This window comes from Treponema sp. UBA3813 (assembly GCA_002368605.1).
Taxonomy (GTDB): Bacteria; Spirochaetota; Spirochaetia; order Treponematales; family Treponemataceae; genus Treponema_D.
Genome location: DFEB01000020.1, coordinates 1 through 23,632, shown reverse-complemented (window position 1 = coordinate 23,632; position 23,632 = coordinate 1). Strand labels below are relative to the sequence as shown.

General features: G+C 42.6%; 22 protein-coding genes. 8 read left to right on the top strand and 14 right to left on the bottom strand.

Going from position 1 to position 23,632, the window contains the following annotated elements; translation table 11 throughout:
• Nucleotides 1-19: 19 nt before the first annotated feature.
• Nucleotides 20-2,131, bottom strand: a complete 2,112-nt coding sequence (locus B2089_RS03050) for a SpoIIE family protein phosphatase (protein WP_296319846.1) — start codon at nt 2,129-2,131, stop codon at nt 20-22.
• A 104-nt stretch (nt 2,132-2,235) separates the two neighbouring features.
• On the opposite strand from B2089_RS03050, the gene B2089_RS03045 reads away from it, so the two are divergent.
• Entirely contained in the window at nt 2,236-3,243 is a 1,008-nt protein-coding gene (locus tag B2089_RS03045; RefSeq protein ID WP_296319843.1) for an AEC family transporter, read from the top strand.
• Nucleotides 3,244-3,254: 11 nt separating this feature from the next.
• Here B2089_RS03045 and B2089_RS03040 read toward each other — a convergent pair whose 3' ends face one another.
• The 6 genes from B2089_RS03040 to B2089_RS03015 all read right to left on the bottom strand — a co-directional run bounded on the left by B2089_RS03040 (nt 3,255) and on the right by B2089_RS03015 (nt 9,440).
• Nucleotides 3,255-3,575 carry a hypothetical protein gene (locus B2089_RS03040; RefSeq protein ID WP_296319841.1) on the bottom strand — a complete coding sequence of 107 codons (321 nt, stop codon included), beginning with the start codon at nt 3,573-3,575 and terminating at the stop codon, nt 3,255-3,257.
• 77 nt (nt 3,576-3,652) lie between these two features.
• The gene (gene earP, locus B2089_RS03035) at nt 3,653-4,801 is read right to left on the bottom strand and encodes an elongation factor P maturation arginine rhamnosyltransferase EarP (RefSeq protein WP_296319839.1); all 1,149 of its coding nucleotides are present in this window, start codon (nt 4,799-4,801) and stop codon (nt 3,653-3,655) included.
• A gap of 22 nt (nt 4,802-4,823) precedes the next feature.
• Nucleotides 4,824-6,899, bottom strand: a complete 2,076-nt coding sequence (locus B2089_RS03030) for a lipase family protein (protein WP_296685832.1) — start codon at nt 6,897-6,899, stop codon at nt 4,824-4,826.
• Nucleotides 6,900-6,969: 70 nt separating this feature from the next.
• Nucleotides 6,970-8,304 (bottom strand): S1C family serine protease, encoded by a 1,335-nt coding sequence (locus B2089_RS03025; protein WP_296319835.1) that lies wholly within the window; start codon nt 8,302-8,304, stop codon nt 6,970-6,972.
• Entirely contained in the window at nt 8,301-8,774 is a 474-nt protein-coding gene (locus B2089_RS03020) for a PEGA domain-containing protein (RefSeq protein ID WP_296319833.1), read from the bottom strand. Before B2089_RS03020 ends, B2089_RS03025 begins: the two co-directional genes overlap by 4 nt.
• 30 nt (nt 8,775-8,804) lie before the next feature.
• On the bottom strand, nt 8,805-9,440 hold the full coding sequence (locus tag B2089_RS03015; RefSeq protein ID WP_296319831.1) for a JAB domain-containing protein: 636 nt from the start codon (nt 9,438-9,440) through the stop codon (nt 8,805-8,807).
• 125 nt (nt 9,441-9,565) lie between these two features.
• On the opposite strand from B2089_RS03015, the gene B2089_RS03010 reads away from it, so the two are divergent.
• Nucleotides 9,566-10,198, top strand: a complete 633-nt coding sequence (locus B2089_RS03010; RefSeq protein ID WP_296319829.1) for a glucosaminidase domain-containing protein — start codon at nt 9,566-9,568, stop codon at nt 10,196-10,198.
• Nucleotides 10,199-10,280: 82 nt separating this feature from the next.
• Here B2089_RS03010 and pyrH read toward each other — a convergent pair whose 3' ends face one another.
• The 5 genes from pyrH to cysS form a co-directional block, all read right to left on the bottom strand.
• Nucleotides 10,281-10,976 (bottom strand): UMP kinase, encoded by a 696-nt coding sequence (gene pyrH / locus B2089_RS03005; protein ID WP_296319826.1) that lies wholly within the window; start codon nt 10,974-10,976, stop codon nt 10,281-10,283.
• Nucleotides 10,977-11,024: 48 nt separating this feature from the next.
• Nucleotides 11,025-12,758 carry a transglutaminase domain-containing protein gene (locus tag B2089_RS03000; protein WP_296319824.1) on the bottom strand — a complete coding sequence of 578 codons (1,734 nt, stop codon included), beginning with the start codon at nt 12,756-12,758 and terminating at the stop codon, nt 11,025-11,027.
• Nucleotides 12,758-13,570 carry a hypothetical protein gene (locus tag B2089_RS02995; RefSeq protein ID WP_296319822.1) on the bottom strand — a complete coding sequence of 271 codons (813 nt, stop codon included), beginning with the start codon at nt 13,568-13,570 and terminating at the stop codon, nt 12,758-12,760. Before B2089_RS02995 ends, B2089_RS03000 begins: the two co-directional genes overlap by 1 nt.
• Nucleotides 13,554-14,114, bottom strand: a complete 561-nt coding sequence (locus B2089_RS02990) for an RNA polymerase sigma factor (RefSeq protein WP_296319819.1) — start codon at nt 14,112-14,114, stop codon at nt 13,554-13,556. Before B2089_RS02990 ends, B2089_RS02995 begins: the two co-directional genes overlap by 17 nt.
• Before the next feature lie 73 nt (nt 14,115-14,187).
• Entirely contained in the window at nt 14,188-15,744 is a 1,557-nt protein-coding gene (cysS, locus tag B2089_RS02985) for a cysteine--tRNA ligase (RefSeq protein WP_296319815.1), read from the bottom strand.
• 37 nt (nt 15,745-15,781) lie between these two features.
• On the opposite strand from cysS, the gene murB reads away from it, so the two are divergent.
• The 6 genes from murB to B2089_RS02955 all read left to right on the top strand — a co-directional run bounded on the left by murB (nt 15,782) and on the right by B2089_RS02955 (nt 21,331).
• Nucleotides 15,782-16,813, top strand: coding sequence for a UDP-N-acetylmuramate dehydrogenase (murB, locus tag B2089_RS02980; RefSeq protein ID WP_296685823.1), 1,032 nt, complete (start codon nt 15,782-15,784; stop codon nt 16,811-16,813).
• 99 nt (nt 16,814-16,912) lie between these two features.
• Nucleotides 16,913-18,118: a Crp/Fnr family transcriptional regulator gene (locus B2089_RS02975; protein WP_296321650.1), complete on the top strand. Its 1,206-nt coding sequence runs from the start codon at nt 16,913-16,915 to the stop codon at nt 18,116-18,118.
• Between the two features lie 2 nt (nt 18,119-18,120).
• The gene (locus B2089_RS02970; RefSeq protein ID WP_296321647.1) at nt 18,121-18,648 is read left to right on the top strand and encodes a hypothetical protein; all 528 of its coding nucleotides are present in this window, start codon (nt 18,121-18,123) and stop codon (nt 18,646-18,648) included.
• A gap of 23 nt (nt 18,649-18,671) precedes the next feature.
• Nucleotides 18,672-19,145 carry a DUF192 domain-containing protein gene (locus B2089_RS02965; protein WP_296321644.1) on the top strand — a complete coding sequence of 158 codons (474 nt, stop codon included), beginning with the start codon at nt 18,672-18,674 and terminating at the stop codon, nt 19,143-19,145.
• A 34-nt stretch (nt 19,146-19,179) separates the two neighbouring features.
• Nucleotides 19,180-20,967 carry a hypothetical protein gene (locus B2089_RS02960; RefSeq protein ID WP_296321641.1) on the top strand — a complete coding sequence of 596 codons (1,788 nt, stop codon included), beginning with the start codon at nt 19,180-19,182 and terminating at the stop codon, nt 20,965-20,967.
• 10 nt (nt 20,968-20,977) lie between these two features.
• On the top strand, nt 20,978-21,331 hold the full coding sequence (locus tag B2089_RS02955) for a hypothetical protein (RefSeq protein WP_296321638.1): 354 nt from the start codon (nt 20,978-20,980) through the stop codon (nt 21,329-21,331).
• Between the two features lie 16 nt (nt 21,332-21,347).
• On the opposite strand, the gene B2089_RS02950 is transcribed toward B2089_RS02955, so the two are convergent.
• Together B2089_RS02950 and B2089_RS02945 are read right to left on the bottom strand one after the other, a co-directional pair.
• Nucleotides 21,348-22,493 (bottom strand): TPR domain-containing protein, encoded by a 1,146-nt coding sequence (locus B2089_RS02950; protein WP_296321635.1) that lies wholly within the window; start codon nt 22,491-22,493, stop codon nt 21,348-21,350.
• A 46-nt stretch (nt 22,494-22,539) separates the two neighbouring features.
• Nucleotides 22,540-23,478: a PilZ domain-containing protein gene (locus B2089_RS02945; RefSeq protein WP_296321632.1), complete on the bottom strand. Its 939-nt coding sequence runs from the start codon at nt 23,476-23,478 to the stop codon at nt 22,540-22,542.
• Nucleotides 23,479-23,632: the final 154 nt, after the last annotated feature.

The following is a 23,632-nucleotide window of genomic DNA, read 5'->3' as shown; positions in this document are numbered from 1 at the left end:
GAAGGGAAAAAGTTTTAAATCAAACTTCATCCAGCTCTTCGATAAAATTTGCCGAATTTTCCCGTTTCATGACGACAATTGTGATATCATCGTCTCTTTTTATGCCTTTTGTGAAATTGTTGTATCCGTCGATAATATCTTCCAAAATGGATTGAGCGTCTTTTGCGTAGCTTTCTTTAATAATTCTTTTGACCCGCTCTTTTCCGAACATTTCGTTCTGTTTGTTACGCCCTTCAGTGAGTCCGTCTGTGTAAAAAATTAGAATATCGTCTTCTGCCATCGTAAAGTTGATTTGTGGGAATGAAACCGTAATGAAATCAAGTCCGATTGCTCCATGATGGGCTTCACTGTCTCCAGAATCGATTTCATCACAAAGATTGGTTTTTGCCGAGTAAAGAATTGGGTTTGGATGACCTGCATTCGCCATTTCAACCTGACACTCATCGTTTTCATTGAAAGAACTGAAACGGAACATCAGTCCTGTGAGGTAATTTTCGATTTCTCCCTTTGCCTCAATGATTTCATCGTTTATTTCGTAGAGAGTACGGGAAACACTCTCTTTATTTTTAAGATTTCTGACAAAAGACTGGAAAACAATGTTTTTTGCAAGCATAGTAATTAAACTTGCTGCGACGCCGTGACCAGAAACATCGAAAAGCGAAAAGCCGTTTAAGTCATTTTTATGAATGTAAAAGTCGTACATGTCGCCTGAAACCTTATCGAGTGGATTGTAACTTACTGCAATATCCCAGCCACGCAGGCTTCTCGGTGGATAAGGAAAGAATTTTTTTTGAACGAGGGAGGCCATTTCAAGGTCAGTTTCAGATCGATTGATTTCGTCTTCAAGAGTTGCCGTTTTTTTACGAAGGGCACGAGTCTGTTTAAGAACTTCACGGCGAAGCTGCACATTGAGATAGTCATTTTGAGCAACTGCTTTGTTGTATCTTATGCTCATGAGGAATATGAACGCGATGAGAGTAAGCTCCCAACCGAAAAGCGTGATATATGGATAGTCAACTTTTTGAAGCATACCTTTTACGATAATGTCCAGAATGATTGACGCTACTACTGGAATGAGAAGGATACTAAGCAATTTTAAATTGTTGTTTTCTTGTTTTGTGTTTTTTGATTTAAGGACGAAGAAAAATCCCATTCCAAGTTGAATCACCGAAAGAACCAGCATAAAAGGACAAATTTTACATAAAAATTCGTAGTTTGGAGCTGCGAATGTAATGAGCGTACATAGTGCAAAAACGCTGAATCTCGCAATCCTGTAATATTTTGTTTCCCTACCTTTGATAAACTCAATTATGAATGTGGAGAGAGTAAAGACAATAAGATACAAGCCTTCACAAAGAGTAGATTTTATAAAGAGCAGGAAGGGAATATTCTTCGGGTAGTTGATTGGAAGACTTGGCGCAAAAAATGGAATAACAAGAACCATTGATGCAATACAGAGTATTGAGAATGAAAGGTACTCCCGTTCTCGTTTTCGCCAGATGAATATAAGGAAAAAGAGAAGCGCCGTGAAAAGCATACCGCCTTCTGCAAAGAAATATATGATTGACTGAAAGAAAGCATGTAGTGTATGAATATCTTTAACTTTGTCATGCTCGCCGAGGAGAATATTATTTGAGATTCCGCTGCGGCCTTTGCAATAGACTTTGATGAGAATGATATTTCTCCCGACAGGATTTATAAGTGGCTCCGGAATAGAATAAAAATGCGGAACCCAAAGAGAACTTTTCGGCGTAGGTGGAAACTGACCATAGCCTCCTACATAGGTTCCGTTGACCCATACTTTATCAGCGAAATGAAGGTAAGTGACGATAAGACCAAGAGATTTATTGCGGAGATGTTCAGGAACGGCAAACACTGCCATGAGCCAGACATATTCCTGATCCTTTCCTGCGACTTTGCGAATGTTCCCGATTCCATCAGTTGTGAATTTGTGAAAAAGAAGTTCTTCTGCTTCTTCGACAGTGCTGTTTGCGTCACAGTCTGCCCAATAAAACCTGTCTTTTAAATTTATAGTGTCTTGGGGCAGCTCAGATATTTCTTTTTTGGAACAAGCTGGCAGGAGAAACGAAAAAATTAAAATCCCAAGAAAAAAACACTTTGGAAAATTCACGGAAATATTATATCATAAAAAATATCCAAAATCTCTTTTTTATCTTCATTTTTTTAAGATATTTTTGAGAATTTTTACTACAATCTTATGTAAGGAGCAATTGCGTGCTTTCAAATCTTTTTTTTACGCTGAATGCAGTGCTGCCGATTGTCGCTATTATTGCGGTAGGCTATTTCTTAAAATCGATTCATCTTTTTGAAGAAAAATTCTTTCCTTTACTGAACAAACTTTGTTTCCGTTGCCTGCTTCCCTGCCTGCTTTTTTTCAATGTTTACAATGTGGACAATATTTCTGAAATTACTCAATATGGAAAGATGTGTGCCTTTGCCGTAGTTTCCGTGCTTTTGTTTTTCATTCTTTCACTTGTCCTTACCCTTCTTACAATAAAAGACAACAGACAGAAGGGCGTTATGATTCAGTGCGCTTACCGGTCAAATTATGCGATTATCGGGATTTCCCTTGCCATGTCGATTTCCGCAGGTGACGCTCGGCCTGTGGTCGCGGCCTCAATCCTTTCTTCTGTTTCAATTCCTCTTTTTAATGTCCTTGCGATTATCGCTCTTTCCCTCTTTGTGAACGAGGGCGGAAAAAAAGTGAGCATTTCTTCCATTTTAAAAAAAATCATCACAAATCCCTTGATTCTCGGTGTCGCCTTTGGCTTTGTCTGTCTTTTGATACGCTCTTTTATCCCTCTGAACCAGAACGGGCAGCATTATTTCACAATTCGCCAGCACCTTCCCTTTGTCTACAAAAGTATTTCCATGCTGGCTCAGTCTGCAAGCCCTGTCGCGCTGATTGCTTTGGGCGGAAATTTCGCTTTCAGTGCAGTTGCCCGGCTCAAATACAAGATTATTGCAGGTGTGCTTGCCCGAACCATATTATGCCCTCTTGTTTGCCTTTTGGCTGCTTATTTTTTTGGATTCAGAAGCCTTGAATTTCCGGCTTTGATTGCTCTTTACGGAACTCCGCTTGCGGTTTCCACCGTCCCCATGACTGCCGAAATGGGAAGTGATTCGGAACTTGCCGGTCAGCTTGTGGTCTGGACGACACTTTCAAGCGCATTCACTCTTTTCGGGATTATTTTCTTTTGCCGCCAATTCGGCATATTGTAGTCTTTAAGGATTTAATCCCTTCTTGGTTCTTCGAGCAAAAGTCCCCGTCCCCACAAAAAACCATTTCTCACTTCGAAGAGCCAGAATTCCTCGCCGTAGCAGAATATTGCCCAGTCGTAGTAGCCGACTTTCGTTCCCAAAGGAACTGGAATCATTCTTTCCCGCTTGCCTCTTGCCAGCTCATCGTATTTTTTGACATGGAAAATCTCTTCGGCGATTTGCTTGCCTTCTGAAATATCATTAAAACAATAGAAGAAAGTGTGAAGTTCGCCGCCGTTTTTAAATGGAAGGATTACGGGAACGCGCTCATAAGAAAAGAAAATGGAGGGCATGAGGAGAAAAACAAGAGAAAGAAAAATCTTCTTCTTAAAAAAGCGCATAACTTATTATCGGTGAAAAGCAGAAAAGGCTAGAGAGAATCGATGAATTCCAAAAGATGAGCGGCAAGATTTCCGTTTTCATGGAGTTTTTTGGCAAAATCCTGAAATCCGCCTTTGTTTTTTCCCGTTGCGCTGGAAAGCAGCAATTCTGTCAGGGGAGCGGCTTGGCTCTCCTTTTCGTAATCGTTGTAATTCTGCCAGAAATCCTGAATCGCCTGGAATTCTTCTTTTGAAAAGTAATTTTTCATTTGGTCGAGAAGGGCATTCACTTTAACCAGCTGGTAATTCTCATCCTGCTTGTAAGCCTGCCAGACAAAGGGAAGGGCAGAAAGGCAGGCGCGGGCAAGGGAATCTTCTCCGCGGACAAAAAGAAAATCCATCGTAAGGATAAAGGAATCGAATTCTTCCTGCTGCAAGAAGGGAATTTTTTCAATTTCAAAGGGAGAATTGAAATCTTTCCATGCGTTTTCAAAGGGAGCGGAAGATTTTCCCTCGGCGAGATAGACTAGGACAGAAAAGTCAGGCTTGCTTTCTCTCATTCTGCTTTGAAAGTCAGAAATTCCTTTTACGACGGCAGCGCAGTCATCCTCGTAGGCAAAGAAAAAAATCTTGAAGATGTCGCAAGTCGTAGTCTCCGCTTTTGAATTCTGCATTTTGCATACATCATTAATAATAAGTCCGCCCGTTTTTTCGGTGAAGCCCGGCATAAAAAAGCGTTTTTTGATATTGGTTTTTCGAGTGCCAGATTTTAAAAGATGGAATTCCTCGGCATAATCCTCAGCGGTAAGATAGTCGATTTGAAGAATCTGCACTGGACGGTCGAAATCCTCGGAAAAAAGAAGGCTTTCAAGCCAGTCAGGCCTGCCGCACTGAAAACACTCCAAAATAATCGAAAAATTGAAAGTGCATTCAGCATTCTGCATTCTGCATTCTGCATTATCTAAGTACCAGTCGAGGATTTTCCATGTGGAGTTTTTGTAGCGAAAGTCTTGAATCTTTTTTTGGGGGTCGATTTGACTTGCCATTTTGTGAAAACTTTCCAGATTGCTGACCACGAGGGTGAGATTAAGATCCGGGCGCAAATCAGAAAGGGCGCGGGCAAGGCGGTAGACCACGCCGATGTCGCCGAAATTGTCCACGACTTTGCAAAGAATCAGAATGTTGTTTTTGTCGAGCATGATTTTTCCTTATTTTACAGTATTACAAGCGGATTCCAAATTGGAAAGAATTATAAATGTCTACTTTGCTACCCAGATGGATTTCCGTAATAAAATCCCGCCTGATTTTATCGGTGAATGATTCGTCATTGAAACCATCAATATGCATGTCAGAGCGGATTCCGGCGAAAAATTGAATACGCCTACGGGGTTTGTATGACAGGGAAATTGTGCCCATGGGAATGACATTGAATTCCCTCTTGTGGGTATCACTCTTTGGCCAAAAGAATGAATTCCCAGCCTCAACCTCACACATTAGTCTTCCAAAAATTGATTGTTGATGTCCGATTGTGAGTGTAAGGCCTGCAAGATTCGTGTCCTTTTTTTTGAAAAAATCCCCTGAGACCCTACCGTAGAATTCTTGGCTTCCAATTCTAAGTCCTGCAGAAAAAATCTTGTTTGTTGAAAGTGAAAACTCTGGCTGAACTTTGACCTTGAAGTTTTGTCTTAATCCATATTGATTTATGAGAAGCTTTGCTTGTGACCATTTTAGTTTTTCAAAGGCGATTGAATTCGTGTCAGATGAAATTCCTTTTGAGTTGAATTTCAAGCCCATTCCAGAGTGGGGAAAAAAATATTTGGTTTCGCTTTCGCCGATCAACATTCCTGCCGCATCATAATGTTCGATTTTGTAAGGAACGATAGTTGGAATCAGGCTGTCTTTGTGAATGATTATGTTTAAATTTTGATTTTGCGGAAATCCTAGCACAACGCTGTTTGGAAATGGCATGGCCGCAAAGGGGATTCGGAGAGTGTCCAGTTCCACAGTGCTGTCAAGAATGCGACCGAGAAGCCTTCCGTCGTCTGCATAAATCGCACAGTCAAAACTGTTTTTGATAATGATTTGAGAACTTCCCATGTCAGAGAATGCTTCTTCTTCATCGAGTGAGAGCATCCATGAAATGTAAGACTCGCAGGCATGCATGTCAGAAAAGGCATTCATCGTATAATCTGCACCTGCATCAATATTCTTATCCATACTTTTTAGAAAAATTCGCGTGAGCAGCGGAGCTTCTTCTTTTCCTTCGTTATCGTATGAAAAATCTGAATCCTGAAGCTGCTCCGAAGCCGGGAAAATTTTCCAGAAAACAGACTCGGCGATGTTCCTTAAACCTAAAATATTCCTATAATAGCTTTCGACACTGGGATACAATTCTGTAAGCATCCTGGCAATCTGTATGTGAATGAAAGGCCCGATTTTAAATGGCGCATAGTCTCTCTTCATGAATTTTTTGAAGTATTCATTCATTCTTGGCATATAGTCATTGATGTATCGCTCTGGGTCACAGTTCCAATAATTTACGAGGACTTTTGTTTGCCCGAACTTGCGCCATTTCCATTCATTGCGATTCGGCGGTACTGTCGGCACAATGTCTTCGGCATTTACTATATTCCAGATAAAATTATAACGACTGTCAGAGGAGCTTTCGCTTTGAGTGACATTAGGGGCGGCGAAGGTATAGACAAAAAGCCTTTCCCCGGTAATGAGACCTTCATTTTCAAGGGTTGCTCCAAGGAGGTTTGCAAGCGCCGCCCCCCGGCTGTGACCTGTAATCAAAAAATACGACTCATCAGGACTTATTTTGTTTTTGAGAAGAAAGTACATGAGAGCCTTATGAACATTTTCTTCGGTGTTTAAGAAGCCTTCGTGGCTCATTGTATTTTTGTGAGTTGAGTCACTTACATTTATGTTAGAAATCCATTCGTTTGCGCTGAGCGGCGTTCCTCGGAGTACAACGAAAACCAGTTTCTTTGTGCCCATGGGAGTCTGAATGTCTTTGTATGCGATACTGTAAGCCGCCTGATTGTTACCAGAGATGGGACTTGAGTAATCCAGCATGTAATTCCATTCGATGTTTTCGTCTTTAAAACCTAATGCCCTGTATGAACGAATCATTTCGTTCGCTTCTGGCTCTTTCTCAACAGATACATAGGAAATCTCTGAAAGCAGGCATGCAATCCGCGCGATTTTGTGATTGTACTCGCTCGTCTTACTTTCCCAAAACCATTTTTCTTCAAATTCAAGGCTCGTGTCTACGGTGTTATCGTCTGCAATCATGAGACCATTGACTGGAAGCGAGACCTTGCGAGCGTGAATGAAAAAGGCTGAGAAAAAAAATAAAATCAGGCTAAAGCGTTGACGATGCTGCATTTGAATTCGTGTTTGAGCTATCTTTACCGTCGAGCGTGACCCGGAGTTTTTTGTATTCGCCGTTTCGGTAGACAGTGACTGTTACAGTGTCACCCGGTCTTTTTGATTCAAGTGCGCTCGTGTAGTCGGCATAAGTGCGTACGGTAATATTGTCGATTCCAGTGATTATGTCACCGCCAAGATAAATGGTTGTGGGATTGAAGCGGCTTCCATACTGAACCTGCTCTGTTCCCCCAAGAATTCCTGATTTTTCAGTAGAGGAGCCGCGCTCAACTTCGCTGACCAGTATTCCTGTTGAGATTGAAAGACCTGCGTAGCGCGCGATTGAAGCTGTCATCTGGACTGGGGCGATTTTGAGCACACCGCGGTTGACTTTCCTGTATTTTATTAAATCGTCCACAACGCGGCGGGCTGTGCTCACAGGAACGGCAAAACCTACTCCGGCAGAACTTCCGGAATTAGAGATTATCATCGTGTTGATTCCAACCATCTTTCCGTTTGTGTCGAGAAGGGGACCGCCTGAGTTTCCCGGATTGATTGCCGCATCAGTTTGAATCATGTTTCGGATAATGACATTTGTGCTTTCCTGAATTGGGCGGCCAAGACCTGAGATGATTCCTGTGGTCATGGTGCGCTCCAGTGCGAAAGGATTTCCGATGGCAATGACTTTCTGACCGACTTTCAGATTGTTTGAGTCGCCGAAATCAATTGTTTTGAGCGTTACATTGTCTGGCGGGTTGAATTTGATGACCGCAATGTCGCTTTCAACATCTTTACCGATTACTGTGCCCTCGTAAGAAGTGCCGTCATATAGAGAAATGTTGATTTTGCTTGCGTTTGAGATTACATGGACATTCGTGACCACATAACCTCTCTTGTCGATGATTGAGCCGCTTCCGCTCCCGCCTTCCTGAACGACAGGCTCCAAGAACCAGTTGATGCCCATGACCTGAGTGGTGATGTTTACGACTGCCTCATTGCATTTTTCGTAGACTGAGATATTCTGCTGTTCGTCTTGAGTGTAGGGAGAATCGTAAGTTTTAGCGACGGGAATTGCTTTTTCTTCGATGATTTGAGGCCTTGCTGGTTCAGCGGCTGAATTTTGTGCTGAATTCACTGCTGCAGTATTTTCATTTTCGGTTGTCTGAGTAGATGTACTTTCGTTTTTCTCTTCTGCGGCAATATTTTCCAGAGAGTCAGATTTTTTGTGTGACAGGGAGATTGCGACAACAGAAATAAGGGCTATAGCTATACCAAAAGCCGCGCCTGTTAGAGAAGATTTTATGAGTTGGGAACGAGTGTAGAGTTTCATCCTTCGGCTCCCGCTGGAGTTTCTGCGCTTTCCGGCGTTTCATTGGTGTCGGATTTTTCGCTTTCGGCAGAAGTCTTTTCATCCTGCTTTTTTTCTTTTGGTTGAAGTTCAATGAAGAAAGATTTTTCTTTTCCTCGTTCAATGTAGACGAAATTTTCCTGGGAAATGTATCCTTCCTTTTCGACTCTCATAAGATAAAATCCTTCAATGAGATTGGTGAGCGTAAGATTGCTTATTCCCTGAAAATTACCGTTTAGATAAATCTTGCATGATTTTACATTTGTTTTGAAAATAGATTTTGTGCGAGATATATCAATGTCCGAACTTTCCTCTGGCTCAAGATTTGGTATGATAGCAAAGGCTTCTGCTGACTTGCTTCCAGGTCCTGAATTGTCGTCCTGCTGTGAAAAAAGAGGAGTAAGAGAAATTATCATAAAAAGACTAAAAATAATAAAAATTTTTCGATTCATACCTATAATAATACTGAAAAAATCTTATTCTTACAACAAATTAAGAAGTTTATCGATGTCCATGTAGCCGTGTTCCAGAAAGCTGAAATAACTGGTTTTTGTTATGATGATATGGTCGGTCAGGGAAATTCCAAGCGTTTCTGCCGCCAAAAAAAGTTTGACCGTCGTGCGGATATCATCTTCGGAAGGGCAGGGGTTTCCGTTCGGATGATTATGGCAGATTACTATTGCAGAAGCATGTTCTTTCAGTGGCTGAGAGAAAACCTCCGATGGCTGTACTATTGCCATATTTCCGCTTCCTGAGCATACAACTCTGATTGATAGAATTTCTCTCGCACCGTTCATGCTGATGCAGAGAAAATGTTCTTTTGACTCCAGCGCATAATTCTGAACGAAAGGTAAAAGTTCCCTCGGATTTTCAAGACTTGTCTTTGGATGCCTGTTGATTCTCTTCCCCAATTCAAGCGAGGCCGCAACTGTCAGTGCTTTCGTTTTTCCCATTCCAGAAATTTTTATCAGGTTTTCTACAAGATTTTCTGAATTCGATGACATGATCGTGGAGATTACTGTTCTTGCGAGTTTTTCTATCGGCATCTTCTTTGTTCCGCTTCCAAGAATGAGCATAATCAGCTCTTCATTTGTGGGATAGGCGATACCATTTTTCATAGTGAGCTCTCGAATTTCCAAACGATTTTTTTTTATCTTTTCTTCCATACCCTTTAATAGCAAAAGAAAATTGATTTTCGGCAACTAATGAGAAAAAAAGTGAAAAAAATACCGATAATCTGAGTATGGACACATTATTTTATAAAATCAGAAGTCAAAATCACAAAATTTTAAGAAAACTTTCTTTCCTCATGGGAATCTTGCTCTTTTCAGCCAGTTTTTTTTCTTGTATGACATCTCCTCAGCGGGAAGATTGCTCACGGGAACTTTTGGGAAGTGGGATAAAGACTTCTGCTCAACTTGTAGATTTTTTTATGAAGCACAAGCCTGACGCAGACAAAGAAAAAGTTTCTCGCCTTGCCGAATATTACATTGAAGAGGCAAATATTGAAGGAATCAATTCGGATGTTGCTTTTGTTCAGATGTGCCTGGAAACAGGATTTTTAGGATTCGGGAATTTAGTGCTCCCCGAAATGAATAATTTTTGCGGACTTGGAGCAATGGATGCTGAGCATCCTGGTGAATATTTTGAAAGCGAGCAGATTGGTGTCCGCGCACATATACAACATTTACATGCTTATGCAACGACGGCTGATGTTGAACTGAAACAAGAGCTTGTTGACCCCCGATACAGTTGGCCTCACCGAACAAAATTTGCCACAACTGTCCAAGATTTGGCTGGGCATTGGGCTACAGACCCCGAATACGGCACAAAACTGGACAATCTTTTGAACGAACTTGGACTTTACTGTAAATAAGTCTTACAGCTCCGCGGCAAATTTAGCAATCACTTCTTTGTTTTCCATATAATTTCATCCCTTGTGAGACAGGTTAATGCGATTATTTAATCGTCGTTCCTGTGTAGGCCTTTCCCTCAAGGATTGCCCTGGTGTTCTCGATGTTTTTACCGCCCGCACAGATGACGACCAAGCCCATTTCCTGAGCTTTTTTGCTTGCAATCGGGTCAAAAGGACAGTTTTTCCCCGGAATCCATTCGTCACCCACCATTTTGCGGAATTCACTCCAAGAGATTTCATCAAGCGGTTTTGCGTCAGGATTTTTGCGCGGGTCATCGGTGTAGACTTTTTCGATGTTAGAGAGATTAACCACAGTGTCAGCATTGAATTTTTCTGCCAGAAGAACAGCGTCATTGTCGGTTGAAAAGCCCGGCTTCCAGCCCGCGGCGAGCAGAATACGGCCTGTAAAATCTTTTGCCACAGTCGGGTCTGTTACGACCGGCTCTTTGCACAAATCTCCGAAACTTGCCTTTACGAACTGGGCGTTTAATCGGGTTGCCATAATTCCAATCCAGTCAGCGGCATCAGTTCCCGCGTTTTCGGCCGTTCCAGTTACCTCACGGAAGGCTTTCTGATAGATTCGAGCAGGTCCGCCGCCCCCGACAACAAGAATCAGGCGGTCATCTGGATTTTTAGAAAGAAAATCCTTTACCATTGAGACGAATTTTGACACGAAGTCTGTGTCAGGATACTCAGGCGCTACAATCGAGCCGCCAACTGACAAAACTTTAGTAGACATAAAAAAATCTCCTCTTTAAATTAAAAATTACGCATTATGAATTATGCATTAGTATAATCCAAGTACAATAGGGTCGTTCCAGAGAGAACTGTAGTTTACATCTCCTTCACTGGATTCTTCCCAAATTGATTGCAGGGCATAGGTTTTTGGTCGGTAGACGATTTTGCTGTTTTGCGAAATCGTTTGTTTGATTTCATTCCAGCCTTTTGAGAATGCGATGTGCTGTGAGTCAATGTTTCCGAAGTAGAATTCCGCACTGTTTTCTACAGGGCGGAATGCCTTGTAAGGAAGCTCCATTCCAAGAGCCACATCAACGGGAATCCATGCAAAACCTTCGACATAGAACTCAGTCCACCAGTGTGCCTGATTTTTCATTTCCGAATCAACGAGAATTCCCGCTACAGGCTCCGCAGGAATTCCTGCGGCACGAAGCAAGGTTGTATAGAAAATTGCCAAATCGTATGCGTCCCCCTTCTTGGACTTGAGCAAATCCAGGGGAGATGCATCACTTTTTCTGAGCGAGTCTCGCAATGTGTAGTTTCGAAGAAGATAATCGTAAATAAGTTTTGCCTGAATGTAAGGGTTTGTTTCTTTTCCGATAATTTCTTTGGCGAGTGTGATGACATCTTTGTTTGTGCATTGGATCAGCGAGTCAGCCGCCGTCGCATTTTTAAAGAAAATCCGAGATTTCACTGTCGGCGAGTATGGCTTTACTGCTTTTGCGTTTATTTCGCTTTTTACAGCGTAGCTTGATACGACAAAAGTGTGGCTGAAGCGAATTTTGCCGCTTTTTGAACTCGCCTTCTGGAGTTCCAGCTGATGAATGACAGTGTTTTTGTAATCAGAAATGACTGGTTCAGGCGAACATTCCGTTAGTTCCACCATTGGCTGTCTTGAGGTGACGACAGGACGCGGAACCCTAAGCGTAATGGCCGTTCCCTTTTTTGTGTCGATTGAATCGATGTCTGCATTCAGCTGAATTATATATGTCTTTCTTGTGTGATAATTTTTTGAGCCTGCGGCGAGTTTAATTTCTTCATTTATGGGATTACTTTTTCCTTTGTCGGTTTTGACATATACACCGCCTGTCGTCGCTCCGTCTGGAATGCGCACGCGAATTTCAGAATCGCTCCAATACTCGTAATCATAATCAGATTCGCTGGCTGAAAGCACAGAAAAATCAAAATCCGCCGTGACTTCTCCCTGGCCGCTTCCCAGTGCACTGCTTAGACTTGACTCATCAACATTTGCCGTAAAGTAGACTTTGCTTTCTCCACGACTTGTGCCGAAGTCGCTTCCCATAATAGTAATCAAAGTGCCGTAACTTCCGCTTGCGGGTGTAATCTGAGTAATAACTGGTTCTGATGTTTTTTTATCTTGTTTGACTGCTACCGGTATCCCTGCTTCGTTTGCAAAAAAGCCAGGCTTCGATTTGCCGGATTGGGTAGTTACTATGACCAGTCCATCCTGCACATTTGACGGAATCGTAAGTTTTATAAGCGTGTCTGTCCAAGTGATATATCCGCTGGCAGTGATTCTGCTTCCTCCGATTTCAACGAAGTTTGTGCCACGAGTGCTGCCGAAATTGCTTCCTCTTATGACCATTGTATCCCCAGGTGAGCCGACGACTGGAATGACAGAAGAAATCACTGGAATTCTTTTTGATTTGACTGTTGCGACCGAAACGACGCCAAGAGCAAGAGCAATGACAAAAACATAGAAAAGTACCCTGAAAAAAGAGTACTTTCGGAAGAGAAGAAAAATTGTATTTTTAAAATTCATTATTTACCCGGTTCATCTTGGATTTTCATCAACTCAATATTATTACCGATTTCACTAAAATTTGGAACAGAAATTGTAATAGAAGACGATGAAAAATCTGGAATGAAAGGGTCAACAGCGGTAAGTTGTTCTCTAAATCTACGCTCAATCGTATTTGTATTTGAGCCGAATGAAGTGCGGGAACCGTAACTTGATGCGAGGTTTGTTGCGTAAATTGTTTTTTGTTCGACAGGCAACTTTTCTTCGATAAAAGAATCTACGGTTTCAACAGAAGATGATGAGGAAGAGTTTTTTGCTACAGCCTGTGAAGATGTTGGATTTACGGCAAGCCCTTTAGACAAATCTTCTTTTTTGATATTGCCGTCCACGACCACATCTTTTTTGGCGATTGGCTCAATGCTGTTCTGCTTCATGATGGAAATTGCCGCTACAGCCGTTTCCTTTGCCTGAGAAAGGGAATTGTAGTGGACTGGAATGAAAACCAGTGCAAAAACTGCCGCCGCCGCCGCAAATGAAGAGGCGTATTTTACGAATGGTGATACAAATGATTTTGGCTGGGAAGAAAGACTGACATTCTTTGCGTAGCGCATTTTCGTCTGCAAGCGCTCAAAACTTTCTTCCATGAAGTCCTGAGAGACAGTTTTTTGCCGGGAATCTTCTTTTAAAACGGAGTGAAGGGCCTGCATCTTTTCGAGAATTGCCTTTTCCTTTTCGTTTGAAGAGACAAGACTTTCGTACTGAGAAAGAAAACCTTCCGGCATTTCGCCGTCGATGTAAACAGAGTGTAAATCTTTTTCAAGAGATGTAGACATCATCAGCCTCCAATATCTTTTCAAGCTGCTCCCTGGCACGGAACATGCGGATTTTTACATTGCCTTCGGTAATGCCGAGCACCTTGCCGATTTCCTTGTAGTTGAGGTCTCCGTATTCCCGGAGAATGAGGACTTCCCGCAACCCCTTGGGGAGTTTGTTGAGAGCTTCGAGGGCGATTCGCTTTGCGTCTTCCTTGAGCAGAGCAGTATCCGCGCTTTCGGAAGATTTTTTGCTTTCGTAGAGAACCTTGTGATAGGCCTTTGCCTCACGAGTCTTGCGCTTTGCATAATTGAGGCTGGCGTTTTTTACAACGCGGATAAGCCAGAATTTTGCGTCGTCAAGGCTTGGAAAGACCATGTTCTTTTCGCTTGCCTTGATGTAAGAGTCGTGAACGAGGTCTTCGGCGGCCTCTTCGTCATTTACAACCCGCCACGCCACACGATAGAGAAGGGTGAAGGTTTCGTTGTAAATAGCCCTGAAGTCAGACGGATTGCCAGCCGCATAAGTTTTATGAATCTGCAAATTGATTTGCGAATCCGTCATTTTCCTTTCCTCGCTATTCAAACAATGATGATGTCAGTAGGTTACAATTTTCTTATTTTTTTGCCTTTTCCGCTTAATTTCGCTTCCAGGTAGGGCCTTGCGGCGTGTCGATAATCGTGATTCCACGGGCAGCCAAGTCATTTCGGATTTGGTCGGCACGGGCGAAATCTTTTGCCTTTTTGGCGGCACTTCGCTCTTCAACCAAAGCCGTGATTTCTGCCGCTTCCGGGTCTCCTGCGTGGTCGTCGCTATGAGCCTTTGCCTCTTCCGCCTGCTTTTTTGCGATTGCAATGGCGTTTTCAATCACAGAGAGGGAAATCACTTTGTCCATGGTGAAGATGTCTGCCAGAGCCTCACTTGCCTTCTGGTTTTTGCCGTTAGAAGCCTTCTGCAGGGCAGAGAGAGCCACAGGAGTGGCAAGGTCATTTTCAAGCCCTTCGCGGAATCGTTTGATATTTTCGCTTTCTTCTATTGAAGAGGCGATTTTACCGAGAATTTCAGCGTAATTTTCTTTCGTAAGCTCGATTTTCTCTTCTTCAAGGCATTTTTTTACGAGTTTTGCCACACGCTCGTTCAAGGCAGCGCGGCCGTTCTTCGCAGACTCAAGGGCATCAATCGAGAAAATCAGCGGTTTTCTGTAGTGGCCGCCCAAAAGGAAGAAGCGGTAGTCAAGGGGCGCAAAGCCCTTGCTGGTGAGGGAGAATCCCTTTTCGGCTGGCAGGTCAGTCTGCAGGGTGATGAAGTGCCCGCTGGACTTACTCATCTTTCCGCCTTCGAGAATCAAGAATTCGTTGTGGAGCCAGTATTTGACCCAGGGGCCTTCCCTGCGCTCCTCTTCGCTAAAACTTCCCTCGCTCTGGGCAATCTCGTTGGTGTGGTGGACAGGCACATGGTCGATTCCGCCTGTGTGGATGTCTATGTGCTTTCCAAGATATTTCATGCTCATGGCAGAACATTCGATGTGCCAGCCAGGATAGCCCCGTCCCCAGGGAGAGTCCCATGTCATGGCCTGATTCTCAAATTTTGATTTTGTGAACCAAAGCACGAAGTCGCCGGGATTGCGCTTGTTTTCGTCGATAACGACTTCCTTTCGCTTTCCCTTGCCCGCAATCAGTTTGTCTAAATCAAGATTAGCCAGCTTTCCGTAATCATCGTAGGTCGAGATGTCAAAATAGAGGTTCCCGCCCGCCATGTAAGTGTGGCCATTTGCCTCAAGCTTTTTGATAAGCTCAATCATTTCATTGATGTGCTCGGTGGCCTTGCAGATTACATCCGGGTGGCGGATATTGAGGGCATCGATGTCCTTCATGAAAGCGTCAGTGTAGAACTGGGCCACTTCAAGCACGCTCTGGTGCCTTTCCGCAGCCGACTTGACCATTTTGTCGTCACCCTCGTCGCTGTCGCCAGTCAAGTGCCCCACATCAGTGATGTTCATTACATGGGTGATGTCGTAGCCGAGATATGAGAGGGTTTTGTCGAGAATGTCAAGGAAAACATAAGCGCGGAGATTGCCGATATGGGCGTAGTTGTAAACCGTGGGGCCGCAGCCGTAAAAACCGACATGATTTTCATGAACCGGCACGAAATCCTGCATTGTGCGTCCCATTGTGTTAAAAAGTCTTAAAGCCATATTTCTAAAATCCTGTTTTCTTTCTATAATATTTCTGATGAAAACTATAGACCAAATTGCACAATTTTTCAATGACAGCGAATATTTTAATGGCGGCGTAAAACTCAACGAAAACCTTGCAAAGCACACGACCATGCATGTAGGCGGCGAGGCGAAAATCTTTCTTGAGCCGGAGAATGAAGAGAGCCTTGTTTTTGCGATAAAAGAATTAAAAAAATTAGACGCTGATGAACGCAGATGCACGCGGATAAAAAGTTTCTTTGTTTTGGGCGGCGGCTCTAATGTGATAATCAGCGATGATGGTCTTGATGCGGTTCTTTCGACTCGAAAAATGAATAAAATAAAATTCCTCACAGAGGGCTCGGAGTACACAGAGAGCCTGATTAAAAGGGAAAAACTTCTTAATCCTGAAATCTCTCTGTGCCCTTCAAAGCTCTGTGAGGTACAAATTGATTCTGGATCTAGCTGGGGAAGCGTGATTTCTTTCTGCAAAAAAGAAAATCTGGGGGGCTTTGAGGACTTTACGGGGCTTTCGGGAACGGTGGGCGGCGCGCTTTACATGAATGCCACCTGTTTCGGTCTTTCTGCCTGTGACAATTTGATTTCTGTCCGCTACTTTGATTTGACTGACGGCAAAATTCATGTTTACGAAAAGAAGGAATCTGACTGGGGCTACAAAAAATCTCCTTTTCAATCCGCAGATTCCCGCAGATTCCCACAGATTATTCTCTCCGCAAAATTTGCCCTAAAGCCGGGATTTGACACTCAAAAATCAGAGCAATGCATGGCTTCGCGCAAAGAAAAGGGGCATTTCCGCGCTCCCAGCTCAGGCTCGGCATTTAAAAACGACGCTGCTCACGGAATCATCGCAGGCAAGGTAATCGACGAGTGCGGCTTGAAGGGATTTTCTGTGGGCGGCGCGCAAATCGCTCCCTGGCACGGAAATTTCATCATCAATCCTGAGCAAAAGGCCACGGCCGCAGACATAAAAAATCTTTCTGACCAAGTGAAGCGGATTGTATACGAAAAAAAAGGCATCATCCTTGAGAATGAAATACTGTTCATATAAAAGTAACTATTTTTATTCAGCAAGATTTTTATTTTGACGATATATAATAGAGACAACCTTTAGTTTTTGCGTTATAATTTCATTAAACGGGGATTAAAATTGCTTCAGTTATCATTTGTTAATTTCAGAAAAGATACTTATATCCTTATCGAAGGCAAAGAAATCGCTGACTGCTTTTATATTATTCAGAGCGGGCATGTCAAAGTCTTTCATCAAACCTTGATTCCTGGAGCAGAAAATCAGGTTCTTGGTCCTGGTGACTTCATCGGCGTTATTTCCTGTATGGCTCAGCGATCTCAGATTGAGACCGTTATGGCAATGTCCGATGTTGTTTGTATTGCCGTTCGCCATGATCAATATCCGGCTCTTATCGAAAAAAACTCCGCCGTAGCTATGAAGATTATCCGTACTTTTGCAAAACGAATGCGTGAGTTAAATGAAATGCTCATGAAGCAAACCCTAAACAATTCTTCTGCTGATGAACCTGACCATATTTTCCGTGTCGCAGAGTATTACGATAACATTCAGCAATACGACATAGCATTTTATGCCTATTATCAATATGTAAAGACTCAAAGAGAAGGCGACAATGCCAAGAAAGCACTCCGCCGTATAGCAGTTCTCAAAAAAACAAGCAGAGCTGTTTTCCTTGAGCCCACTCAGGATTTGCTGCGAAATTATCCGCGGGAAACAATGATTTTCTCTGAGTCTCAGTCTGGCGCGGACATGTTTGTCATTCAAACTGGTTCTGTTAAAATCTCAAAGATTGTGGATGGCACGGAAGTCACACTTGCGGTTCTTAAAAAAGGTGACATGTTTGGTGAGATGGCATTGCTTGAGAACAAGCCTCGTTCAGCAACGGCAATCGCAAAAGAAGATTGCACCCTTATGACAATCAACAAGTCCAACTTCAATCAGATGGTCTCAACTCAGCCCCAGTTGATTGCAAAACTTACGACGACATTCTCAGAGCGTCTCTGGTCTATGCACCGTCAGCTGGCAAATTCTCTGCTCCGTTCAAATCCGGTCGCAAAGATGATTGATATTCTTGCCCTTGAAGTTGAAAAAATGCGCATTAGCCTGGCAAAAGGCACGCAGTATCAGACAAATCTTACTCTTGATGATGTCGCTACAATGTGCGGTCTTACGAAGCAGGAACAGGCCCGCTCTTTGTACTCATTCTCAAGCAGTTCTCTCGTTAAACTCGAAAAGGGCAAAGTCTTTATTCCTGATTGCTCAGAGCTTGTCAAACAGGCTGCCTTTTATCGCAAACAAGCTGCAAGATCGCTTGCTCAATCGGTATAAAAATGAAAAAATTGCTTGCTTTTTGTGTCTTTCTTTTTCTTTCTCTTCAGATTTTTCCACTTCCAAATGGATATTCCAGCGCACGCCTCGGCATGGACATCGACTCATTAAAAGAAGCGCTTAAAAAAGACCATCAGTTTGGTTATCGTGGTGATAGGGATGTCTCTCTCTCTCCTTCAGACGGGCAGTTTCTCATTGAGACCGATGGCTCTCAGTTCGGATTTTCTTTTTTAGAGAGATGCTGGTTTCAGTTTGCGAGCGATAAACTTTATATAATCACCCTCAACCTTGACAGAAGCAAAATCGACCACTATTCGGTTTTCTCAAAACTCTGTGAAAAATACGGAACTCCCAGTGAGCTTTCCCCGCAAAAATCGGTGTGGCGGGATGGTGATGTAATTCTTTCTCTTGAAAAACCCCTTACCCTCAAATATGTGGATGCAAAAACTTTTGAGAGTAAAAAAAATTCTTCAAATGTTCAGCAAACCGCCGCCGAAAATGCCAGAGATGAATTTTTGGATTCGCTGTAGCTATAAGACTCGGACAAACTCAGATGAATAGTGCTTTTAGAATCTTCAAAATACGGAATTTTTTCTTTCTGTTTTCATTTCTGTTCCTTACTCTTTTTTCTTCTTCTTGCTCGCCAAAAACAAAGCTTCCTGTCAAAAAACTTACGCTAGTTAATTCCGAAAAAAAAGAAATAGTCGTAAAGGCAGAAGTGGCCGCAACCTTTGAAGAGCGAAAAAACGGTTTTATGTTTCGCCAGAACATTCCCGATGGAACAGGAATGTTATTTATCTTTGAAAAAGAGCAGATTCTTGATTTTTGGATGAAAAACACCCCGCATCCCCTTTCAATTGCCTATATCGATAAAAACGGAAAAATCCGAGATATTCTTGACATGACACCATTTAGCCTTGCGAATGTAACTAGTTCAACGAAAGTTTTATATGCCCTTGAGGTTCCGCAGGGCTGGTTTGGCAAAGTGAATGTTAAAGTCGGGGACAAGCTTCGACTTGACTTTTGACATACATCTCCTATAATGAATTCGGGAGTTGTTTATGAAAAAAGTTTCTGCCATTTTCCTGTTTGTTTCGTTTCTGTTATTCTATTCTTGCGCAGGAGCGGACGGCGGTGGCTCATCTGGTGATAGCGGAAACGGTGCTTCTTCAGTTTCTCTTACAAAATCTGTGGCTTGGGATACTTCAGAAAATGATACTTTTGTGGTAGAAGAAAATGTAAAATCAGTCACAATCACAGGCAATCTTAGCGGAAAGAAGATTTATTGTGCCACAGTGAACACTTCGGGGACTGCAATAAATGGAGAAAATTATACAAAAATTGCCATAGATTCTACAGGCGACAGAAGCCTTGTTGGGGCAGATGTCACTGCGCTTCTGCCGACTTTTGATTCTTTTTCATCAGATAATTATATTTGTCATTCAGAACTTAACTTTACTCCTCCAAATATTTCCGTTTCTTCCTCTGCAAGAACTATTGACAATCCAGCTTCCAGTAATTCAAAAGTCACACAGCTTACTGATACCGTAGGCTCAACAAAGACTCTTTATGTTTCTCTGGAAGACGATAGCGCTGGAAATCCTGTTAAAAAGGAAGCAACCCTCCGGGCTTGTAATGAAACTTGCAATGTATGGGTTTTAGACGATTATTACGATGAAACATCAGCTGGTACAAAAGTCAATACCGACTTTGCCAAAAAAATTGCAGAAAAATTTAAAAGCCTTTATCCTCTTGTCCGCAATGTTTATGGAAATGAATCTGATAAAATTTATTATCCAGTCGTAAGGGGAAATACTATATATTTTGAGCTTTTCGAAATGGATTATTTAAGCGACACTGGAACGAAGGTCAACATTGTTATTTATGACTTGTATGGTGACGCAGATCAAGGAAAGGTTCTTGGTTTTTTTGCGCCCAGAGATTATTATCCAAATGATGATGATTTACACAAGCTTGTGGACACGAGTGATAATCTTAATTCATATTCCAACGAAGGAAAGTATTTTTATATTGATTCGTATTTTTTAAATAATAAGTATGATGATACAATCTCCACTTTAGCTCATGAATTCCAGCACATGATTCATTATAGCGTAAAAAAGATGTCAAAAGGAAAAGACTCAGACACGAATTTCAATGAAATGTTTTCTATGCTCTGTGAAGATATGATGCAGGAATTTTTAGGTCTTGAGGACAAAGATTCGCCAAAAGCGCGTTTGCAGAGTTTTGTCACTTCATATACATTGACCGGAATTCGTGAGTATAATTCCGAAAGCCCTTCAACAACGACACAGTCTTACGCAAATGCTTATGCTTTTGGTGCATGGCTTTGCCGGCAGTATGGAGGGGCGGCTCTAGTTAAAGAAATGATGGAAAATGACTACACCAACAATGAATGTATTGTTGCGGCGGTTAATAAGTTAAACAATGGGAATTATACATTTGATGATTTATTTGCCCAATTTGTAAAAGCCTGCTTTGGTAAAGATTCAACCTATACATTCAATAAGGATGCGGCAAGCAGTCTTTCTTATTCGGGGTACAATTATCCCATGAAGGCGATAAACCTTTGGAAAAAAAATTCCCTTTATGATATGTCTTCGAGTGTTACTGAGAAGAGGTGTTTTGATCCGGAATACTCTGAACTTGGACCGATAGTTTATCAAACCGGAACCTATCTTAAAAGCTTCCCTGCTGAATACGGAACACTTCTTACGCGTGTTAAAAGTTTTTCAAATGATTTTTCAGATTCGTCTTACACTCTTAATTTTGTCACAAAATCCGGAGTCACAAAACCTGGAATGAAGCTCTTTCTTTATATAAAATAGGCGGTAAAAGATGGAAATCATGTTTTTCAAAACAAAAAGCACCTGCAAGAAAATCTGCCTGCTTTTTCTTGTGTTTTTTTGCTCGATAGCTGTTTTTCCTTTTGGCGGGCTTGCGCCGCAAACGGCTGTCGGGCATATAAAATATTACGGCAATGTTCCTTTTGAATTTGCGGGTTTTGAAACCGTTGATGGTTATGTTTACACGATTCAAGTTGAGGAAAATTCTTCATTTACGCTCAAGGACATTGAGGCAGCACAAGGTAATATGCTTGAGCTTATAGGACGAATTGAAAAATCTCATAAGAATGCGCCGAATGTACTTAAAGACGGAATTTTTGTGGTGAGCGAGTGGAAAAAACTCTAGCTCTATAATTTTTAATTTAAATGTCTAATTTGGCAAGTTCCATGGCCGCGATTTTGTCGTCAGGGTCGATTTCAAGGACGGTCTGGAAGTAGCCTGCCGCCATGCCTGGGTCTCCCTCTTTAAGGGCGATATAGCCCAGATTCGAGATAATCTTTGTGTTCTCGCTGTCCTTGACCAGTGCTTTTTCCAAAAGTTTTTTCGCGCCCTTTATGTCACCTGATTCCAAAAGACAGATTGAAAGTTCATTGTAAGTGTCGCTGGTTTCGCCGCCTTCGAGAGTGAGAGCCTTTTCAAAGGCCATTTTTGCCTCGCTGAAACGACCGAGTTTTCTCATTCCCCAGCCCAACATGAACCATGCGTTCCATACGCTCGGATTTTTTTCGATGAAGTTGCGGATTTCTTCCAGGCCTTTTTCTTCTTCACCACGGTTGATTAAATCATAGGCCGCCTTAAAGTGGTCATCGTCCATATTGCGATTTGAGATGTCATTTAAAACCTGCTGAGCCCGATTCTTTTTGTAAATGCCGTTTTCGCCCAGTTCTTCATCTTTTACATCGCAGGTGAGGGCAAGGTAAGTTTCAAATACATCTTTTGCCTTTTTGTATTCCCGCTTTTTGAGGTAGAAAAAACCTGCATTGAAGAAAGCGTCGGGCAAGACAGGCTCCGCATCTAAAGCTTCCCTGTAATAGTTCTGGGCGTCCTCGTCATAAGCGTCTGCATCATCATGAAGACCCGAACGGCGGTATGAGTCTGCCCGCTGGTCAAAGAAAAGGGCCATATTGAGAACGATGGTCATGTCTTCAGGATCAAAGCCATGAAGGGCGCGGAAAATCTCTTCGGCAAGGTCGAAATCTTCGTTTTTGGCTTTAAGGATTGCCGCCTCTCCCAGTTCTTTTTTGAGGTTGGGGCGGGCGTGCTTTAAAATCGAGCGGTAATAGAGAATATGCTCGTTTTTGGGGTTATAAGCCATGATTGTGAGCAGACCTGCAAGAATCTGCTCCTCGGTGAGGGATTTCATGTCGAAGGTGCCGGGCGCATCCTCATATTTTTTTTGCACTGGTAGGGGAATCGTTGTATCGAGGTGGAAAGCTTTATCTGAGAGAGAAAAATCTTCTGGAATATTGATAAAATAAACTGAGTCCAAGGGAGAAACGGGATTCATAAAAACTCCTGAAAATGCGAAGACTGCGCTATCGAAATAAGGCTTTTTATGCCTGAGGGGCAACCTGCTCTGGTGCTGCCGGGGTCGGAGCTTGTTCTTCTGGCTGTGCTTCCTGAGCCACTGCCTGTTGTTGCTGTTGCTCCGCGACCTTTTGAGCGAGCTGCTCTGAGGCTGAAAGCTGCGTTTTGCGAACGCTCGTCAGATAGCCGTTCAGGTGCATTTTGAACGAAAGCGGAAGAGCTGCCTCATCGAATTTGATGCTTGCAATGCAGACATCTTTTCGCCCCTGAATCAAATCTGCTGAAACGATTGAACCCCGCACGGAAATTATTTCGCTCGGTTCGTTAAATTCAAGACGAAGAATTGCCTCTTTGCCGGTAAGATACTGCGAAAGGCCAATGAGAATGACTCGCGCACCGGAGAATGATAAATCACGGACTACGCAATGACGGGGAACGCTTTGGACGATGACATTACACTCTTCTTTTGCAAGGTTGAGCTTTCTTTTGCTGTCATCATTTATGAGGACTCGCTCTTCCCGACGACGGATAGCATTTGCATTTGCCTCAAGAAGTCGGCCAACGATTTCGATAAGGTCATCTGGCGGACGAGCAGTAAACTGCAAGGTTACGATAACCAAATCTTTTGAATTCATGTATGGGCGAATTTCTGCAACACGAGATGAAACCAGGAATGTGATGATGCCATCGTCTTCCTGTTCATTGAAGCAAAAACGAATACTGGCGGTTGGCGCATCCTTTACGGCGAGTGCCTGGAAAGCGCCACCTTTTGTGCCGACAATGATTTTTGCATGCTGGAAAGATGTTGAGTTGATGATACATGGCCACTGACCGCCATTGCATTTTACATAAACCTGACGCGGATCGAGCCCCAGCGCACGAATGATATCCTTGGTGAAAGTAATTTCGGTATCACGGTATTGATCATAATATTTTGTAAGCTGTTGACTTGTCGCAATTCCCATACCCTTAATAATACCTTATAAAATGCTTGTCGTCAATAAAATCATGTATAATAAAAAAGCCTTCAGCGTAAACTGAAGGCTTTCTGAACTTAGTAAGCAGATCGTGAATCGTGTGATTTGCGAGACTTTTTCATCATTTTGCGCTGAAGAGTCT

Excerpts from the sequence above, each read along its gene's own strand:
- B2089_RS03040 (WP_296319841.1), bottom strand. The coding sequence starts at position 3,575 with ATGCCCTCCATTTTCTTTTCTTATGAGCGCGTTCCCGTAATCCTTCCA.
- B2089_RS02960 (WP_296321641.1), top strand. The coding sequence starts at position 19,180 with ATGAAAAAAGTTTCTGCCATTTTCCTGTTTGTTTCGTTTCTGTTATTC.
- B2089_RS03015 (WP_296319831.1), bottom strand. The coding sequence starts at position 9,440 with ATGAAAAATGGTATCGCCTATCCCACAAATGAAGAGCTGATTATGCTC.
- B2089_RS03025 (WP_296319835.1), bottom strand. The coding sequence starts at position 8,304 with ATGAAACTCTACACTCGTTCCCAACTCATAAAATCTTCTCTAACAGGC.
- B2089_RS02970 (WP_296321647.1), top strand. The coding sequence starts at position 18,121 with ATGAAAAAATTGCTTGCTTTTTGTGTCTTTCTTTTTCTTTCTCTTCAG.
- B2089_RS02995 (WP_296319822.1), bottom strand. The coding sequence starts at position 13,570 with ATGTCTACATCTCTTGAAAAAGATTTACACTCTGTTTACATCGACGGC.
- B2089_RS02945 (WP_296321632.1), bottom strand. The coding sequence starts at position 23,478 with ATGGGAATTGCGACAAGTCAACAGCTTACAAAATATTATGATCAATAC.
- B2089_RS02950 (WP_296321635.1), bottom strand. The coding sequence starts at position 22,493 with ATGAATCCCGTTTCTCCCTTGGACTCAGTTTATTTTATCAATATTCCA.
- B2089_RS03010 (WP_296319829.1), top strand. The coding sequence starts at position 9,566 with ATGGACACATTATTTTATAAAATCAGAAGTCAAAATCACAAAATTTTA.
- B2089_RS03020 (WP_296319833.1), bottom strand. The coding sequence starts at position 8,774 with ATGAATCGAAAAATTTTTATTATTTTTAGTCTTTTTATGATAATTTCT.
- B2089_RS02955 (WP_296321638.1), top strand. The coding sequence starts at position 20,978 with ATGGAAATCATGTTTTTCAAAACAAAAAGCACCTGCAAGAAAATCTGC.
- murB (WP_296685823.1), top strand. The coding sequence starts at position 15,782 with ATGAAAACTATAGACCAAATTGCACAATTTTTCAATGACAGCGAATAT.
- pyrH (WP_296319826.1), bottom strand. The coding sequence starts at position 10,976 with ATGTCTACTAAAGTTTTGTCAGTTGGCGGCTCGATTGTAGCGCCTGAG.
- B2089_RS03030 (WP_296685832.1), bottom strand. The coding sequence starts at position 6,899 with ATGATTGCAGACGATAACACCGTAGACACGAGCCTTGAATTTGAAGAA.
- B2089_RS02965 (WP_296321644.1), top strand. The coding sequence starts at position 18,672 with ATGAATAGTGCTTTTAGAATCTTCAAAATACGGAATTTTTTCTTTCTG.
- earP (WP_296319839.1), bottom strand. The coding sequence starts at position 4,801 with ATGCTCGACAAAAACAACATTCTGATTCTTTGCAAAGTCGTGGACAAT.
- cysS (WP_296319815.1), bottom strand. The coding sequence starts at position 15,744 with ATGGCTTTAAGACTTTTTAACACAATGGGACGCACAATGCAGGATTTC.
- B2089_RS02990 (WP_296319819.1), bottom strand. The coding sequence starts at position 14,114 with ATGACGGATTCGCAAATCAATTTGCAGATTCATAAAACTTATGCGGCT.
- B2089_RS03000 (WP_296319824.1), bottom strand. The coding sequence starts at position 12,758 with ATGAATTTTAAAAATACAATTTTTCTTCTCTTCCGAAAGTACTCTTTT.